This is a genomic window from Ruegeria sp. CL3 (genome assembly GCF_056536505.1).
In genome coordinates this window covers 58,247-72,566 of sequence record NZ_JBQFPT010000014.1, presented here as the reverse complement: position 1 = coordinate 72,566, position 14,320 = coordinate 58,247, and the positions used below count along the sequence as shown (strand labels likewise).

Below are 14,320 nucleotides of genomic sequence, written 5' to 3'. Positions count from 1 at the left end.
GAAAGGAAATATCATGACACGTATCTTTACACTTCCCGCACTTACAGCAGCGCTGACTCTTGCCCTGGCGGCGGCCGCACTGGCTGAAGATGAATACAACGTCTCAAACAGTTTTACCCTGAACGGGCATCCGCTTGGCATGCACGGTGTCGATCCTGTGTCGATGTTTGATGCCGAGAAACCCGAGATGGGCAACGCCACCTACACGTCGACCCATGATGGTGTGGACTACTACTTTGCGTCACAGGCAGCGCAAGCAACATTCGAAGCAGATCCGATGGCCAATTTGCCCCAATTCGGCGGGTTCTGCGCTTTTGGCGTCTATGTAGGCAAGAAGCTTGATGGAGATGTTCGGTATGCCGATATCGCGGACGGCAAGCTCTATCTCTTTGTGAATGAAGACATCTTCAAGAAGTACCTTGAGGACAAAGAGACAGTGATCCAAGGCGCCCATGCGAAGTGGGCAGACATCCACCACACGCCTGTCGGCACCCTTTGATCGAGGAATTTGGTGGCTTTTGCCGGTCGGAGCCACCGCTGCCTCTCCCCTCCCCAAAAGACCGGCATTTCTCCAAGACGCCCTGTCCGCAATGACAATTCGCGTGCGTCGAAAGCTCTTCCCAAAGGAAACCAGACATGACTGATTTTGAGACATATACAATCGCCTCAGCCCCTGATGCCGCGAAACCAATTTTGGAAGCATCGCTGAAAGGGTATGGTTTTGTACCCAATCTTTATGCGGCCATGGCCGAAGCGCCCGCAATTCTGGAAGGCTATACGACACTTTCCAACATCTTTGGAAAGACCGGCCTGTCAGAGACTGAGCGTCAGATCATCCTGATGACCAACAACCGGCTCAATGGGTGTAAATACTGCATGGCCGCCCATACCACGCTTTCGCAGATGGCAGGTGTCCCCGAGGACGTCATCGCAGCATTGCGCGATGGCAGCCCTATCGCCGACCCAAAATTGGAAGCACTACGCAAATTCGCCATCGTGATCAACGAAAGCCGAGGCTGGCCCAGCGACGCACAGGTCGAGGCGTTTCTGACGGCTGGCTATACCCGCCAGACCATGTTGGAAGTCATCCTTGGCACAGCGTTGAAAATCCTGTCGAACTATACGAACCATGTGGCGGAAACGGCTTTGGATGATGCATTTGTCCCAAATGCATGGACCGCCTCATCCGCGGCGGCGGCTGAATAGCGCAATTTTGCCTAGTTGTTGGTCTTGCGCTTAGGCCTGAGTTTGGTTCTGGCTAAGAAGGCGATCCGATTTGAGACGATCGACCGCAAAATCAACAAAGGCGCGTACCTTCGCAGACACGGTTCGACCCTCTTGATGCACAAGGTGGATGGGAACCTCGGGTGGCTCATACGACTTCATGACAGTCTTGAGCCGCCCATCTGCAATGTAGGGCGCCACCTGATACGACAAAAGCCGTCCAATCCCATGACCTTGCAACGCCAACTCAATCACGGCGTCATTAGTATTCATGCTGATGCGTGGGTTCACTCGTTTGACTATGCTCTTTCTACCGCTTTGAAAATGCCATTGGGCGGATGCATTCAGGGCAGTAGAATTGATGATCGCGTGGCGGGACAAATCATCCGGAGTTTCAGGTTTGCCATGCGATTCAAGGTAAGCTGGCGACGCAAATAGCATTTGCTTCACAGATCCGCATCTGACGGCCATCAAACTGGAATCAGCGAGGTTGCCAATTCTGATACCAACGTCGAGACCCTCATCAATCAGATTGACTACGCGGTCCACATAAAGCGTGCGTGCCGATAGCTTCGGATAAAGATCCAGAAATTCGCCCAGGATCGGAGTGACAAACATACGGCCAAACAAGACCGATGCAGTTATACTGAGTTCCCCGGTTGGTTCACCGTAGGACCCAATGGCGGCACGTTCCGCCTCTTCAAGATCAGCCAGAATGCGCCTGGCATCTGCAAAGAACCTCTGTCCGCTATCCGTTAGCTTCACCGAGCGCGTGGTTCGCACTAAGAGACGCAGCCCAAGGCTGTCCTCAAGCATGGACACCACACGGGTTACTGTTGGCGGAGACATGTTGAGGTGGCGCGCTGCCGCAGCGAAGCCATTCAGCTCTGCTACTTTCACAAAGACGTTGAGTGCGTGAAATCTGTCCACAGCATTATTCCGCTTTTTGGAATAATATATTGCCAAGTATCTGAATTCCGCAACATTGAAGCTCTGATTAACTTCACCTCAGTCCCAGGGCATCGCCCAAACCGAGATGGAGAATTCGATGGCACGACCCTTTGCAGAGATCAGCTTCACGCCTTCCGTGCGCGAAACGCAGGCCAAAAATGGTTCAGCGAACGGTTATGCGAAGTTTCTGGAAGGCACCCGTCACGAGGATCTGATCAGCCCGGTTGAGGCCAGCTTCATCGCGCAAAGGGACGGCTTCTATCAGGCCACAGTCTCGGAAACCGGCTGGCCTTATGTGCAATTCCGCGGTGGACCCGTGGGTTTTCTGAAAGTGCTGGACGAACGGACGCTTGCCTATGCCGATTTTCGTGGCAACCGGCAGTATCTCAGCACCGGTAACCTGCTGCGCAATGACCGCATCTCGCTGATCCTGATGGACTATCCTAATCAGAGACGCCTTAAAATCTGGGGTCGGGTGATGATCATTGATGCCGAGGACGATCCGGCCCTGATGCAGCGCCTGAGAGCGCGGGACTATCGCGCTCACCCGGAGCGGGCGGTTGTGATCAAGCTTGAAGCGATGGACTGGAACTGCCCGCAGCACATCCCCCAACGCCTGACGTTTGAAGAGTTTGAAGAGCATCTGGCCCCAATTCGAAACGAGCTGGCCGCGCTGAAGGCTCAAAACGCAGGACTCGTAGAAGCGCTCGAACAGCAACGCTGAGCAGCGCTAAACACCGCGCGTTCTGACGCGCTTTCCAAAACCCAATGAAAGGATATACCGATGTCACATAATCTGAAATCCATCCTGAGCGCCAGCATTCTCGCGCTTTCAATCGCTGCGCCTATTGCACCAGTTCCGGCAATCGCAGCAGGGACCGAAATTGAGGCCACGCAGGCCGTCTATTTCCGCACCGAACAAATCGACGAAGTCAGTATCGCCTATCGTGAGGCCGGAGATCCAAGCAGGCCCACCGTCCTGCTGCTTCATGGCTTTCCGACTTCCTCGCATATGTTCCGTAACCTTATCCCGGAACTGGCGAAGAGCTACCACGTGATCGCGCCCGATTTCCCCGGATTTGGCGCGTCGGACATGCCGATGGCCGAAAACTTCGAGTATTCCTTCGCAAATATCTCTGGAATGATGACATCGCTGCTCGACCGTAAGGGTATCGATCAATACGCGGTCTATCTGATGGATTACGGTGCCCCGGTTGGTTTCCGTATGTTTGCGGAACAACCCGAACGGGTCACTGGCTTCATCATTCAAAACGGGAATGCCTATGAGGAAGGGCTGCGCGAGTTCTGGGATCCAATCAAAACCTATTGGGCCGAGCCATCGCAAGAGAACGGTGACCAGCTTCGGGGATTCCTCACTCTGGATGCTACCAAATGGCAGTTCACCCACGGAGTTCAAAAACCCGAATTGATCAGTCCGGATAACTATTGGCACGTCCAATACCTGCTCGACCGCGAAGGCAATCAAGAGGTGCAACTCGAACTCTTCCTGGATTACGGCACCAACGTTGCAGAGTACCCAAAATGGCAAGCGCTGTTTCGCGAGCATCGACCCCCGGCACTGCTGATGTGGGGGAAAAATGATCACATCTTTCCGGCCGAAGGTGCCTATCCCTATAAACGCGATCTGAATGATCTCGAGTTTCATCTGCTCGATACAGGACACTTCGCGCTGGAAGAATATGGGTCTGAGATTTCGGCGCAGATGACCGCCTTTCTGAACCGCATCACCACCGCTAGCAACTGACGTGGAACTGGCCGCACCACGTTTAAAGGTGCGACCTCATGCATGGAGTAAGTCAATGAATACGCAAGCAAATACTGCCGTAAAGGTAACGGTTGAAATCGTACACGGCTTTGTCGACGGTGGCGCCGGAGGAAATCCCGCAGGCGTCGTTCTGGACGCCGATGAATTGAGCGAGCAAGATATGCAAGCCGTTGCGGCAAGGGTTGGATTGTCCGAAACGGCCTTTGTCTCTCGGTCTGAGACCGAAGGCTTCAAACTTGATTTCTTCACACCAAACCGGCGCATCGCTCATTGCGGTCATGCGACAATTGCCGCCTTCTCGCACCTTGATGCGCTAGGCCGGATTCCCAATCCCAACACCTCGAAAGAGACGGTTGATGGGCCAAGGCGCATACTCATGAAAGAGGGTGCCGCTTATATGGAACAACTGGCCCCAAAATACGCGATACCAGAGGAATGGTCGGAAAAGGGTGTTAGCATCGACGATGTACTGAACTCCCTTGGGATCAGCAGACATCAACTTGATCGACAGATCCCACCGGTTTTGGTCAATACCGGCAACAGTTTCATTGTTATCGGCCTCGCTTATGCCGAAAGTCTTGCCAATGTGAAACCAGATTTTGCCAAAATCACGCAATTCAGCGAACGACTGGATTTGATCGGCTATTACGTCTTTACAAGAGACCCATCGGCGACCAACCGAGACGCGACAACCCGCATGTTTGCGCCCCGATACGCGATTGAAGAAGAAGCCGCGACGGGGATGGCTGCGGGGCCTTTAGCATGTGTATTGCACGACTTTGGCGGATCATCTCAACGATCATTTCAAATCGAACAAGGGGTGTTTATGAACCCGGCAAGTCCGAGCTTGATAAAAGTCGATCTGGAAATCGATAATGGCACAATTTCCGGCCTGATGGCGGGTGGCTACGGCATGGTTAAGCGCTCCCTTCGAATTGCTTTCTAGCGTTAGACAGCTAGTCAAATGTGATGTTTGCTTGCTGCCAATTTCGCGTACGGTCTAATTAGGCACTGAATTCATCCGTTGGCGGAACGTCTGGTTTTCCATAGCAATGTGAAACGAATACTTGCGTGCCTAAAGAATGCTGAGACGCGCACCTAGGTGATCCAATGAATGAGGCTTTCGACAAGCCTAGCCTAACGACGGTGACCTTGTGCCAATTTAGAAGCCGCTCACGTAGGTCCCAATCTGCCAATGGATTCCTTCTTTGTCGGTTCTTGGTGGATAAGATCGGACTACCCAACAAGGTTTGATTGGCGGGCGGCCAAAAGCTCCCAGATCTCCGACATAACCTTGCCCATCGCTTTGTCACGCCGACGTACAGCGAATATCTCAGTGTGCCGAGGCGGGAAACCATCGACGTTCAAGGGAATCAATTCGCCCGCGTCCAGTTCCGCTTGCATCAAGTGTTCTGGGACACCGCCCCAACCCAGGCCAGCCTTGATAATCGACTTCTTCGCCTCAAAGTCCGACACGATCCAGTGTTGGCCGCCAGATAGAACATCTCTGCTTTGATCGAAATCCTTGCTACCGCTTCCGGCCACAATAACCTGAGTATAGCCCTGCATTTCTCGTTTGGAACGCACGCCCCGTCTCTTGGCGGCGGTAAATTCGGGGCTTGCAACAGGTCGGATCGTGATCGAGCCAAACGGGAGTGTTTCGACCTCGTCGATCGGAACGTCTTGAAGCCCCGCTATGATCATATCAGCACCACCATCCATCAGCCTTGCGAGGGGCCCACCCATCATCTCGGAGGCAACGTTGATGTTTGTTCCGGGATAGACCTGCCTGACTCTGGCCAAGAGATCGAGGACAGGTTCCAGCGACATAGTTGCAGTAATTGCGATGGAAACCACTGGCTCTTGAGCACTTCGCAGTCCAGCGACAACAGATTTTAACGTGCTCACTTGCTCCAGCACCCGCGCTGTTTCCCTGAAAAATATCTCACCTTCGGGTGTCAATTCCGGTCTGTAACTGTCCCGAGAGAACAGGTCGAACTCCAGTTCCGCCTCCAGTTTCCTGATTTGATGGCTGACGGCTGACTGGGCCTTATTTAGGCGCTCTGCTGCAGCACGAAAGGTTCCGGTGGCGACAATCGCATCCAGGGCGACGAGTTGATCTAAGGTCATGTCGATCTCATATGATCTGTTTTTTAGATCATTATACTGAGAAATCGATATTATCAATTGTCCCTCATGGCAGCTACTTCAGGTTCACACCCAAGAAAGGAGCCTGAAATGAAACTCTATTACAAACCCGGCGCCTGCTCACTGGCCAGCCACATCATGCTGTACGAGGTCGGAGCCGAATTCGAGATCGAAGCTGTTGACACCAATGCCGGATTGACCGCCAGCGGAAGCGACTACCGCGACATCAACCCCAACGGCTATGTGCCTTCGCTGACGATCACTGGCGACGAAACCCTGAGTGAAGGCGTCGCCATTCTTCAGTACATCGCAGACAACAACGCAGAGCGCGCCTTTGCCCCCGAACCTGGCAGTATTGCGCGCGCAAGGGTGCAACAGCACCTCAACTATGCCGCTGCCGAATTGCACAAATCATGGGGCCCGCTTTTCGCCAGCAATGCGACCGCAGCAGAGCAGCAGGCCGCCGAGACAAAAGTTCGGTCGAAATTCGACTATCTTGAAACCGTTTTGTCCGATGGCAGGGCGTTTTTTGTGAACGAGACCTTTTCAGTCGCGGATGCCTACACATTTGTTCTGGTCAACTGGGCGAACTTCAAGTCCATTGACCTGTCGGGCTGGCCGCATCTTGCAGCCTATGTCGCGCGGATTGCCGAACGTCCGGCTGTAAAATCGGCGTTTGCCGCGGAAGGGCTGGCATGATGGCACAATCGGAACACCCCGAAATCCAAGAGCTGATGAAAGGTTACTTTGACGGTCTCTATCACTCTGACAGCAATGTGCTGAGGGCCGTTTTCCACAAAGACCTTGCTTATGTGAACGGCACCTCTGGCACCTACGAGTTCATGGGGTTGGAGGCCTATATGCAAAGGATCGACGGGCGCACCCCGCCCGCCTCGCGCGGCGACCCCCGACAAGAGGTGATCGAACGGGTCGCACTCAAGGGTGATCGCATTGGTATTGTCGAGGCTCGAATGACCATGATGGGGCGGAACTACCAGGATCTTCTGACACTGATCAACACAGGCGACGGCTGGCGTGTTCTGACCAAGGTCTTCTCGTTCGTCGAGCGAAAGGAATAATCCGATGCCTTATGTGAATATCAAAGTAACGCGGGAGGGCGGCCCCGAGGGTAAAGGCCCGTCTGCAGAAGAAAAGGCACGGCTTATCTCGGGTGTCACTGAACTGCTTCAGAAGGTCTTGAACAAAAATCCCGCGACGACCTTTGTGGTGATTGAAGAAGTCCCGCTTGAAAACTGGGGTATGGCAGGCCGTTCAGTCCGCCATATCCGCGCCAAGATGTCCTGAACTCTCTTCGATACCCAAAACCAAAACTGTCGGTGCGCCTGATGGCGCACCGGTTCAGAAGAAATATCTCAGGGACAACCCGAAACACTATTACTTGCGCAGGGGCAGCCCGACCTTACCACAGGCTAGCGCGGGGCTGACACCCGATGTTTTTTCAGCTTTCACACTCAATTGGATCTAATTTGAGAAGATAGGGCATTCTCTCTTGAATTTGCGTGAAAGTTGGGAGCAGGGACATGCTTGACCTCTATTTTTGGATGAGGAATGGCGGGAAGCCAATTGCTTCCCGTAGATTGCCTTGGACATCACACTCTTCATGACCAAGCACCAGTAGAGGCAGCCTTTACCGCATAGTCATTAAAATCGCGCGGCGCTCGGCCTAGGGCACGTTGCACGCCATCGGTGAGGTAGGCGTTATGACCGTCCAGGGTTTCGCGGGCGATCGCTGTAAAGACATCGGCGACAAAATCGTCTCCGACTTGAGCGACATTAGCGTGGAAGTCTTCGAAGGTGATCGGCACGTACTGAACAGGACGCCCTATAGCTTTGGTCAACGACGACGCCATCTCGGCGAAGGTCATGAGGCGCGGCCCAGTGACTTCGTAGCGTTCGCCCATATGCCCGTCTTCAGTCAACGCCGCAACGACCACATCAGCGATATCGTCAATGTCGATGATCGGCTCAGCGATGTCACCGCCGGGCATGGGCAACACGCCGCCAAGGATCGGGTCACGTAAATAACCCTCCGAAAAATTCTGCGCGAACCAGGCAGACCGCACGATGGTGAACCCAACACCCGAGTTGCGGATCACCTCTTCGCCCTTAGTGGCGAAATGTTCGCCCCTGCCGGACAGCAAAACGATGTGCTGCAGCCCGGTGTCCAAGGCCACCTTAGCGAAGGCTTCCAACTTTTCGATGGCACCAGGGAAGGCCAGGTCAGGGAAATAGGTCACATAGGCTTTGGAAACGCCAGTCAGGACCGGCGTCCAGATCGTTGGGTCCTCCCAGTCAAACGGCGTGTCCGAGCGGCGTGCGCCACGGCGAACCGGTAGGCCTTTCGCTTCGAGTTTCCTGGCGACGCGTGATCCGGTTTTTCCGGTGGCGCCGATGACAAGGATTGGCTGGTTAGTCATTTTTGCATCCTCCGAAAGCTAAGCCGCGCTTGCGCGGACTTGGCCGACCAGGATCGACCAATCCATGCCCAGGGCACCGTAGACATCCCAGGCCTGGTTGCTTGCATTGTCGGCGAGGATTTCGATCATCAGGCTGGCACCATCGGCGACAACAACCCCGGCCTGGGTCAGGCGGACCAAAGCGGTCTCGCGCTTTGTCATATTGAAGGTGCCGCTGGCATCTACAGCGACATAAGCCTCAAACCCCTCGCGCACCGCCCTCATTGCAGGAAATGCCGCGCAAACTTCGAGGGAAAGACCCGCGAAAATCAGCTTGCTCCGCCCGGTTGCGCGAATGGCCTCTTCAACCCTTGGATCGTCCCAGGCATTGACCGTTGTGCGGTCGATAAAAGTCTGGTCAGGCAGAGCATCCTGCAGTTCAGGAATGGCAGGCCCCCATAACGTCTCTGACGAGGTGGTGGTTGTGACAATCGGCAGGCCAAGCGTCTTTGCAGCTTTTACCAGACCGACGATATTGTGTTTCAGATCGGCAATCGAATAGTCGCGGATGCCTGTCATCAGCCCGACCTGATTGTCGACAAAGACGACGGCGGCATTGTCACGGGTCAACGGTTCGGGGTTGTGCAAAGGGGTCATGTTCTTCTCCTTTCTGGATGGGTCTATGGTGATGATGATTTCAGTCGATTGATCCGAGGCGACCGGACCGATAGGCCGCCTCGACTGCATCAAGCTCTTCCGTGCTGCCCATGGCGAATGGACCTCGTTGGACAAAGGCCTCGCGAAGAGGTTGGCCCCGGAACAAAACGACGTGGGCGCCCTCCTCCGAGGACAATGAGATGTCCGTGGCCTCGGCGAATGCGATAGCCATCCCGGGCTGCAGATCGGTAGATCCTGTATTCCACGTCACGCGGGTGGTGCCCTTGATGGCGAGGATCCAGGCGTTGTGGTCATTGATGCCCGTATGAGTAAACTGGCCACCCGGTTTTATGTCGACATCAAGTAGCGTCAGCGGATTGTCCGGCGCAACAGCCCTTTGAAATCCGTCGCATTCACCAAGAACAAGCCGCGCGGTGGCCCTGTCGCCAGCAATCCGTGGAATGTCCTTGGCTTTCACGTGAAATGCGGCAGGCGCGTCATGCCGGTGCTCTGCGGAAAGGTTGACGAAGACCTGCAGCGCATGGGTCCTGGCCCCGGGGCGGACGGCTTCGTTGTGCATTGCCCCGCTCGCTGCCTTAAACCAAAAAAGATCACCGGGTGCCAGATCGAGGTCATTGCCAAGGGAGTCGCGATTGTGAAACGTGCCTTCGCTGTCCTGGAACATAACCGTCAAGGCAGACAGCCCGGCATGGGCATGTGTCCCGAAGGTGGGCTGCGTCATGATGAAATGATCCACCATGATCAGCGGGTCCATCAGCCCCCGGAAGTCTGAGTACTGATAGCTTTGGGCCTGAAAGCCGTCGCCAATCGTCAGCGGACGACCGCCGCTTTGGGCATGGGTTTCGCAAGGGACGCCTGCGAGCTTGTCGATGGGTTGCGTGTTCATGTCAGTTTCTCGCTTTTGTTGGATTGATAATATGAGCGAGACAATTGAACGAAAATCAGCCAAAATCAGAACCTATCGTTCTATCAATGGAACAACGAGGAAGATCAGGATGGATCTCAACGACGCATTCTACTTTGTTCAGGTTGTTGAAAAGGGCGGCTTCTCCGCCGCGGCGCGATCGCTGAACGTCCCGAAATCTCGCCTCAGCCGCCGTGTGAGACAGCTCGAGGATGACCTCAATGTCCGCCTTTTGCAGCGAACATCGCGCATCGTAACAACGACAGAGGTTGGCAAAGAATACTATCGCCATGCCAGAGACGCGTTAGCACGGTTCGAGATCGCCGAGACCGCCGTCCGACGCAAAACCAACATCATTGAAGGCACCGTCACAGTGTCTTGTTCTGTGGGCATGGCGCAATTCGGTCTGGCTCAGATCCTGCCTCGCTTCTTGCAGGACAATCCCGGCGTGACGGTGGTTCAGCGGGCGTCAAATCAGATGGAGGATTTGATCAAGGGCGGCATCGACGTGGCCATTCGCGGCCATTTGGACACTCTGCCGGACTCAAGCCTGATCCAGATGCGGTTGGCGCGGGTGGAATGGCACCTGTTCTGTTCGCGTGAGTTCAATGACACTTTGGATCAATGTGGCGATCCTACTGCGCTGGCGGATCACCCGGCCTTGGTCCTTGGTCGGCCTGGAAAAACACACCAATGGGTACTAACGGACGGAGATGGGCAAACCGCATCGGTTCCGTGCCGCGTGCGGTTCGCGAGTGATGACATGTCGACGCTCAAGAAAGCGGCGGCTTCATCCTTGGGGCTTGTTGCCCTTCCAGCCTATGTTTGCCGATCCGAAGTGGAAGCCGGTTCGCTTGTGCGGGTCCTGCCGGGTTGGACAGCGGGCCGCCCGCAGATCAGCCTCTTGATGCCATCACGTAAAGGCATGCTGCCGGCATTTAAAGCGCTCCTAAGTTTCTTGAAACAGGAATTGCCGACCGTTCTGGCTAGCGATCTACCTGCAGCGGCATAACAAATTATCAATCGGTCGCAGTGCACTCGAATTGCACCTGTGCACTAAAACGGTGCAAATCAGTTCATCGACTTTCAGAGTATATGGGTTATTCCTCCCAAGGCTGTTTCCATTTCACCTCACATCCTTCCATAGTTGCGACTTCTGTATCACCCTAGGTCGCTGCGTTCGCCTGCATGACAACCGGCCCATTCCGGCATTGGGGTCTGCTCCGGGAGAGGGCAGGATAGTACGTTAACGCCGAAAGCCCTGTCCGAAAGAGGATCGTTCTGTGTTACTGTTGCTCGCCACATTGAAGCACAGGAAAATAGGCGACTTTCATGTGTCATTTAGCAGGTACGAAAAAATCTCAGAAGGCCCACCGCATCCGCACACCTGCCGTTCGCCGGTGCAGTTTCGACCGGCAATGACGCGGGACACAGCCGCCATTTGCTCATGCAGCTATTGCTGACGCAGCATCCGCTGGCAGGTGAAGCACACTTTTCGCCGCGTTGCAGCCGATGTCGCCGGAGCGGTCATTCAGGTGCATAGATTTGGCTGGAAACGAAACTACACTTTCGCGGTGAGACAAGTCATTACGATCTTGTACTCAGAGCATTCGCTGACCGTCTCTGAGGCGCCGGAAAACCTCACAAAGTCGCCATCACGGCCGTCGCCCGCAAGCCTGTGATCATTGCCAGCGCTCTCGTCAAGTCAGGTCAGGAGCGGTCATCGCAAACCGCTGGAGAGATACAGTTGCTAGCCACAAACCGATTTGGCAGCTGCTTCGACGGCATCCTCGACCGTCGGCATAGGAGCAGCGGCATCTATCACGATAGCGCCTTCATTTTTGAGCGGCCGCTCCAGATTTGCGAATTGGGCATCCAGCAAAGATGCTGGCATAAAATGGCCCCTGCGCGACGCCATACGCTGTGCAATGGCATCGCGACCGGCATCTAGAAATATGAACTTTAAATGCCCCACGTGGGTGCGAAACAGGTCACGATACTGCTGTTTGAGGGCAGAGCAGGCCAGAACGACATGCCCCTGACGTCGGGCGGTTTCAGCGGCCTCACACAATGCATGAAGCCACGGCAATCGCATCTCATCATTGAGCGGGATACCCCGTTTCATGGCCCTTCGATTGGCGTCCGAATGGTAATCGTCGGCTTCAATGAATTGAGCGTCCAATCGCTCCGCGAGACTGCGTGCGATAGTGGTTTTGCCAACACCGGACACGCCCATAACAATAAAGACATGATTTCGGGTGGCCTTTGGGGGTTCAACCATAAGAGTGCAATTCAAATGAGTAGAGCGCGGGCTTGATCCGGGAGCAACGCATCCGGACGTTCGCAAGCAGTGACCATATCGATCCAGCGTCGTTCTTCAGCGGACTGAAGGATTGCGGTCATTATCTCGACCACGTGAGTCGCTAGTTCCAAGCTGCAACGATGCGGCCTTCCCGTGGCGACGGCCACGGCCATATCCGCAAGTCCTGCACAGCGGTAGTTGGCACGGTCATTCCCTTGCCCGTCCTTGGCATTGGGGATCTCAAATGCATGATTGCGAGACGCAATAGCGGTAGTATCGCCGTCCTGCTTGGCTAGATAAACCTCTCCTCCAAAGAAATTTGGATCAGGAAGGTACAGCGAACCGTCAGTTCCATAAAGTTCCATATTCTCATGGCGATGGGCGCAAACATCCCAACTTGCGCCAAGGGTGATCAGCGCGCCGTTTTCGAATTCAAGTACGGCGTGAATATTGGTCGGCGTGTCCACAGGCACGGTTTCGCCCTCGCGCGGGCCATTGCCGATGGTGCGGCTCGGAAAGCTGGCCGAAGCCATGGCTGTCACCGCTTTCACCGGCCCAATGAGTTGCACCAGGTTGGTCACATAGTAGGGTCCTAGATCAAGAATGGGCCCGCCACCGGGCTGGAAAAAGAAGTCCGGATTGGGGTGCCAAGCCTCCATTCCGCGCGACATTACGTGACAGGTACCACCGATGATGTCCCCGACCAGATTTTCGTCAATGGCCGCACGAGCAAGTTGATGGGCACCGCCTAGGAAGGTGTCCGGCGCCGACCCGACGCGCAGACCTTTTTCCGCCGCAAGGCTCCGCAGGGCTTCGCCTTCTTCCAGGGTCAGCACAAAGGGCTTTTCGGAATAGGCGTGCTTGCCTGCCTCTAGAGTCCGTTTGGTCACATCGAAATGCGCCGCCGGGATCGTCAGGTTGACGATAATCTCTATGTCATCGGCAGCCAGCAGATCGTCGATCGTATCGGCGCGAACCGAAAACTCTTCCGCTCGCAACTTGGCGGCATCCATGTTCAGATCGGCAACCGCCCGCACCTCAAGCGCCTTAAAGAGCGGCGCGAGCTTGAGGTAAGAGGTCGAGATATTGCCGCAGCCGATGATGCCGACACCAACAGTCTTCATGTCTGTGATCCCTCAAAATGCCTGAACGGTGGCCAGCGACCGGGTGGCCATGCGGACATGGTCATTGGGGTTGTCATGTTCGATGACGTAACGCTCGACCCCGGCGGCATCCATGGCCTGCTTGATCGCGGGCCAGTCCATGATGCCGTGACCCACATCGGCCCAGCCGCTTTCATCGGCATTCTCGCCTTCGGGCGCGCGGTCCTTGACATGCACGGTGGTGATGCGGTCGGCATATTTCGTCAGCCATTCCGCCGGATCGTGACCGGCCACTTTGACCCAGGCCAGATCAAGCTCAAGCATGATGTCATCAGAGGCTGCCGCGATGATATCGAGCGGCATTTGCCCGTCAACGGGCACCAGCTCGAAATCGTGATTGTGCCAGCCGTATTCCAGCCCGGCAGCGATGATCGGCTCGCCCGCCTTGGCCAGACGCGTCGCGAAGTCCTGCCAACCGGCCAATGTGGTCGGGCGCTCGGCAGGCGGGATGAAGGGCACGATCACCGATTTGATCCCAAGGGCCTTGGCAATCTCGATCGCCTTTTCGGGCTCGTTTTCGACCAGATCAGGCGCGAAATGGCCCGTCGGCATGGTCATGCCATGCGTCTCGAGCAATGCTTTGGTCTTGGCCAGGTCTTCATAGTAAGGGCCGACGCCTTCGACCTCTTTTACGCCCAGCTCTTCAAGCATCTTGAAGGTTTCTCCAACGTCCCAATTGCGCGACGAATAGAGCTGATAGGAAATAGAAGGCATGATCTGTCCTTTTAGATCAGGTTAAGGGTTGGC

The 14,320-nt window shown here is 55.1% G+C and carries 17 protein-coding genes; 9 read left to right on the top strand and 8 right to left on the bottom strand.

Annotated features, from left to right (window positions below; all coding sequences use genetic code 11):
- Positions 1 to 13: 13 nt before the first annotated feature.
- Complete coding sequence (locus tag ACR0NO_RS19330; protein ID WP_170642014.1) at positions 14 to 499, top strand: YHS domain-containing (seleno)protein; 486 nt, start codon at positions 14 to 16, stop codon at positions 497 to 499.
- 137 nt (positions 500 to 636) lie between these two features.
- Positions 637 to 1,206, top strand: coding sequence for a carboxymuconolactone decarboxylase family protein (locus tag ACR0NO_RS19325; protein WP_170642012.1), 570 nt, complete (start codon positions 637 to 639; stop codon positions 1,204 to 1,206).
- Positions 1,207 to 1,236: 30 nt separating this feature from the next.
- Here ACR0NO_RS19325 and ACR0NO_RS19320 read toward each other — a convergent pair whose 3' ends face one another.
- The gene (locus ACR0NO_RS19320; protein ID WP_170642010.1) at positions 1,237 to 2,154 is read right to left on the bottom strand and encodes a LysR family transcriptional regulator; all 918 of its coding nucleotides are present in this window, start codon (positions 2,152 to 2,154) and stop codon (positions 1,237 to 1,239) included.
- Positions 2,155 to 2,272: 118 nt separating this feature from the next.
- On the opposite strand from ACR0NO_RS19320, the gene ACR0NO_RS19315 reads away from it, so the two are divergent.
- From ACR0NO_RS19315 to ACR0NO_RS19305, 3 genes are read left to right on the top strand one after another with little or no spacing between them, the layout of a single operon-like run.
- A complete protein-coding gene (locus ACR0NO_RS19315; RefSeq protein ID WP_170642008.1) occupies positions 2,273 to 2,899 on the top strand; it encodes a pyridoxamine 5'-phosphate oxidase family protein in 627 nt (208 codons plus the stop codon).
- Positions 2,900 to 2,959: 60 nt separating this feature from the next.
- Positions 2,960 to 3,940 (top strand): alpha/beta hydrolase, encoded by a 981-nt coding sequence (locus tag ACR0NO_RS19310; protein WP_170642006.1) that lies wholly within the window; start codon positions 2,960 to 2,962, stop codon positions 3,938 to 3,940.
- A 55-nt stretch (positions 3,941 to 3,995) separates the two neighbouring features.
- Positions 3,996 to 4,907, top strand: a complete 912-nt coding sequence (locus tag ACR0NO_RS19305) for a PhzF family phenazine biosynthesis protein (protein WP_170642004.1) — start codon at positions 3,996 to 3,998, stop codon at positions 4,905 to 4,907.
- Positions 4,908 to 5,197: 290 nt separating this feature from the next.
- Here the strand turns inward: ACR0NO_RS19305 and ACR0NO_RS19300 are convergent, their stop codons facing one another.
- Positions 5,198 to 6,091 carry a LysR family transcriptional regulator gene (locus tag ACR0NO_RS19300; protein ID WP_170642003.1) on the bottom strand — a complete coding sequence of 298 codons (894 nt, stop codon included), beginning with the start codon at positions 6,089 to 6,091 and terminating at the stop codon, positions 5,198 to 5,200.
- Between the two features lie 108 nt (positions 6,092 to 6,199).
- On the opposite strand from ACR0NO_RS19300, the gene gstA reads away from it, so the two are divergent.
- From gstA to ACR0NO_RS19285, 3 genes are read left to right on the top strand one after another with little or no spacing between them, the layout of a single operon-like run.
- The gene (gene gstA / locus ACR0NO_RS19295; protein ID WP_170642001.1) at positions 6,200 to 6,808 is read left to right on the top strand and encodes a glutathione transferase GstA; all 609 of its coding nucleotides are present in this window, start codon (positions 6,200 to 6,202) and stop codon (positions 6,806 to 6,808) included.
- The gene (locus tag ACR0NO_RS19290; RefSeq protein ID WP_480725147.1) at positions 6,805 to 7,188 is read left to right on the top strand and encodes a nuclear transport factor 2 family protein; all 384 of its coding nucleotides are present in this window, start codon (positions 6,805 to 6,807) and stop codon (positions 7,186 to 7,188) included. The genes gstA and ACR0NO_RS19290 overlap by 4 nt, the downstream gene beginning before the upstream one ends.
- A gap of 4 nt (positions 7,189 to 7,192) precedes the next feature.
- Positions 7,193 to 7,414, top strand: a complete 222-nt coding sequence (locus ACR0NO_RS19285; protein WP_170642000.1) for a tautomerase family protein — start codon at positions 7,193 to 7,195, stop codon at positions 7,412 to 7,414.
- A gap of 314 nt (positions 7,415 to 7,728) precedes the next feature.
- Here the strand turns inward: ACR0NO_RS19285 and ACR0NO_RS19280 are convergent, their stop codons facing one another.
- The 3 genes from ACR0NO_RS19280 to ACR0NO_RS19270 are packed head-to-tail and all read right to left on the bottom strand — an operon-like array spanning position 7,729 to position 10,090.
- Positions 7,729 to 8,547: an NmrA family NAD(P)-binding protein gene (locus ACR0NO_RS19280; RefSeq protein WP_170641998.1), complete on the bottom strand. Its 819-nt coding sequence runs from the start codon at positions 8,545 to 8,547 to the stop codon at positions 7,729 to 7,731.
- Positions 8,548 to 8,565: 18 nt separating this feature from the next.
- Positions 8,566 to 9,183: an isochorismatase family protein gene (locus ACR0NO_RS19275; RefSeq protein WP_170641996.1), complete on the bottom strand. Its 618-nt coding sequence runs from the start codon at positions 9,181 to 9,183 to the stop codon at positions 8,566 to 8,568.
- A gap of 40 nt (positions 9,184 to 9,223) precedes the next feature.
- Positions 9,224 to 10,090 (bottom strand): pirin-like C-terminal cupin domain-containing protein, encoded by an 867-nt coding sequence (locus ACR0NO_RS19270; RefSeq protein ID WP_170641994.1) that lies wholly within the window; start codon positions 10,088 to 10,090, stop codon positions 9,224 to 9,226.
- Positions 10,091 to 10,199: 109 nt separating this feature from the next.
- Between ACR0NO_RS19270 and ACR0NO_RS19265 the strand changes: the two genes are divergently transcribed.
- Positions 10,200 to 11,120 carry a LysR substrate-binding domain-containing protein gene (locus tag ACR0NO_RS19265; RefSeq protein WP_170641992.1) on the top strand — a complete coding sequence of 307 codons (921 nt, stop codon included), beginning with the start codon at positions 10,200 to 10,202 and terminating at the stop codon, positions 11,118 to 11,120.
- A gap of 738 nt (positions 11,121 to 11,858) precedes the next feature.
- Here ACR0NO_RS19265 and ACR0NO_RS19260 read toward each other — a convergent pair.
- The 3 genes from ACR0NO_RS19260 to ACR0NO_RS19250 are packed head-to-tail and all read right to left on the bottom strand — an operon-like array spanning position 11,859 to position 14,287.
- Positions 11,859 to 12,389, bottom strand: a complete 531-nt coding sequence (locus ACR0NO_RS19260; RefSeq protein WP_170641990.1) for a gluconokinase — start codon at positions 12,387 to 12,389, stop codon at positions 11,859 to 11,861.
- Positions 12,390 to 12,400: 11 nt separating this feature from the next.
- Positions 12,401 to 13,534: a Gfo/Idh/MocA family protein gene (locus ACR0NO_RS19255; protein WP_170641989.1), complete on the bottom strand. Its 1,134-nt coding sequence runs from the start codon at positions 13,532 to 13,534 to the stop codon at positions 12,401 to 12,403.
- 12 nt (positions 13,535 to 13,546) lie between these two features.
- Positions 13,547 to 14,287 (bottom strand): sugar phosphate isomerase/epimerase family protein, encoded by a 741-nt coding sequence (locus tag ACR0NO_RS19250; protein WP_170641987.1) that lies wholly within the window; start codon positions 14,285 to 14,287, stop codon positions 13,547 to 13,549.
- Between the last annotated feature and the right edge of the window lie 33 nt (positions 14,288 to 14,320).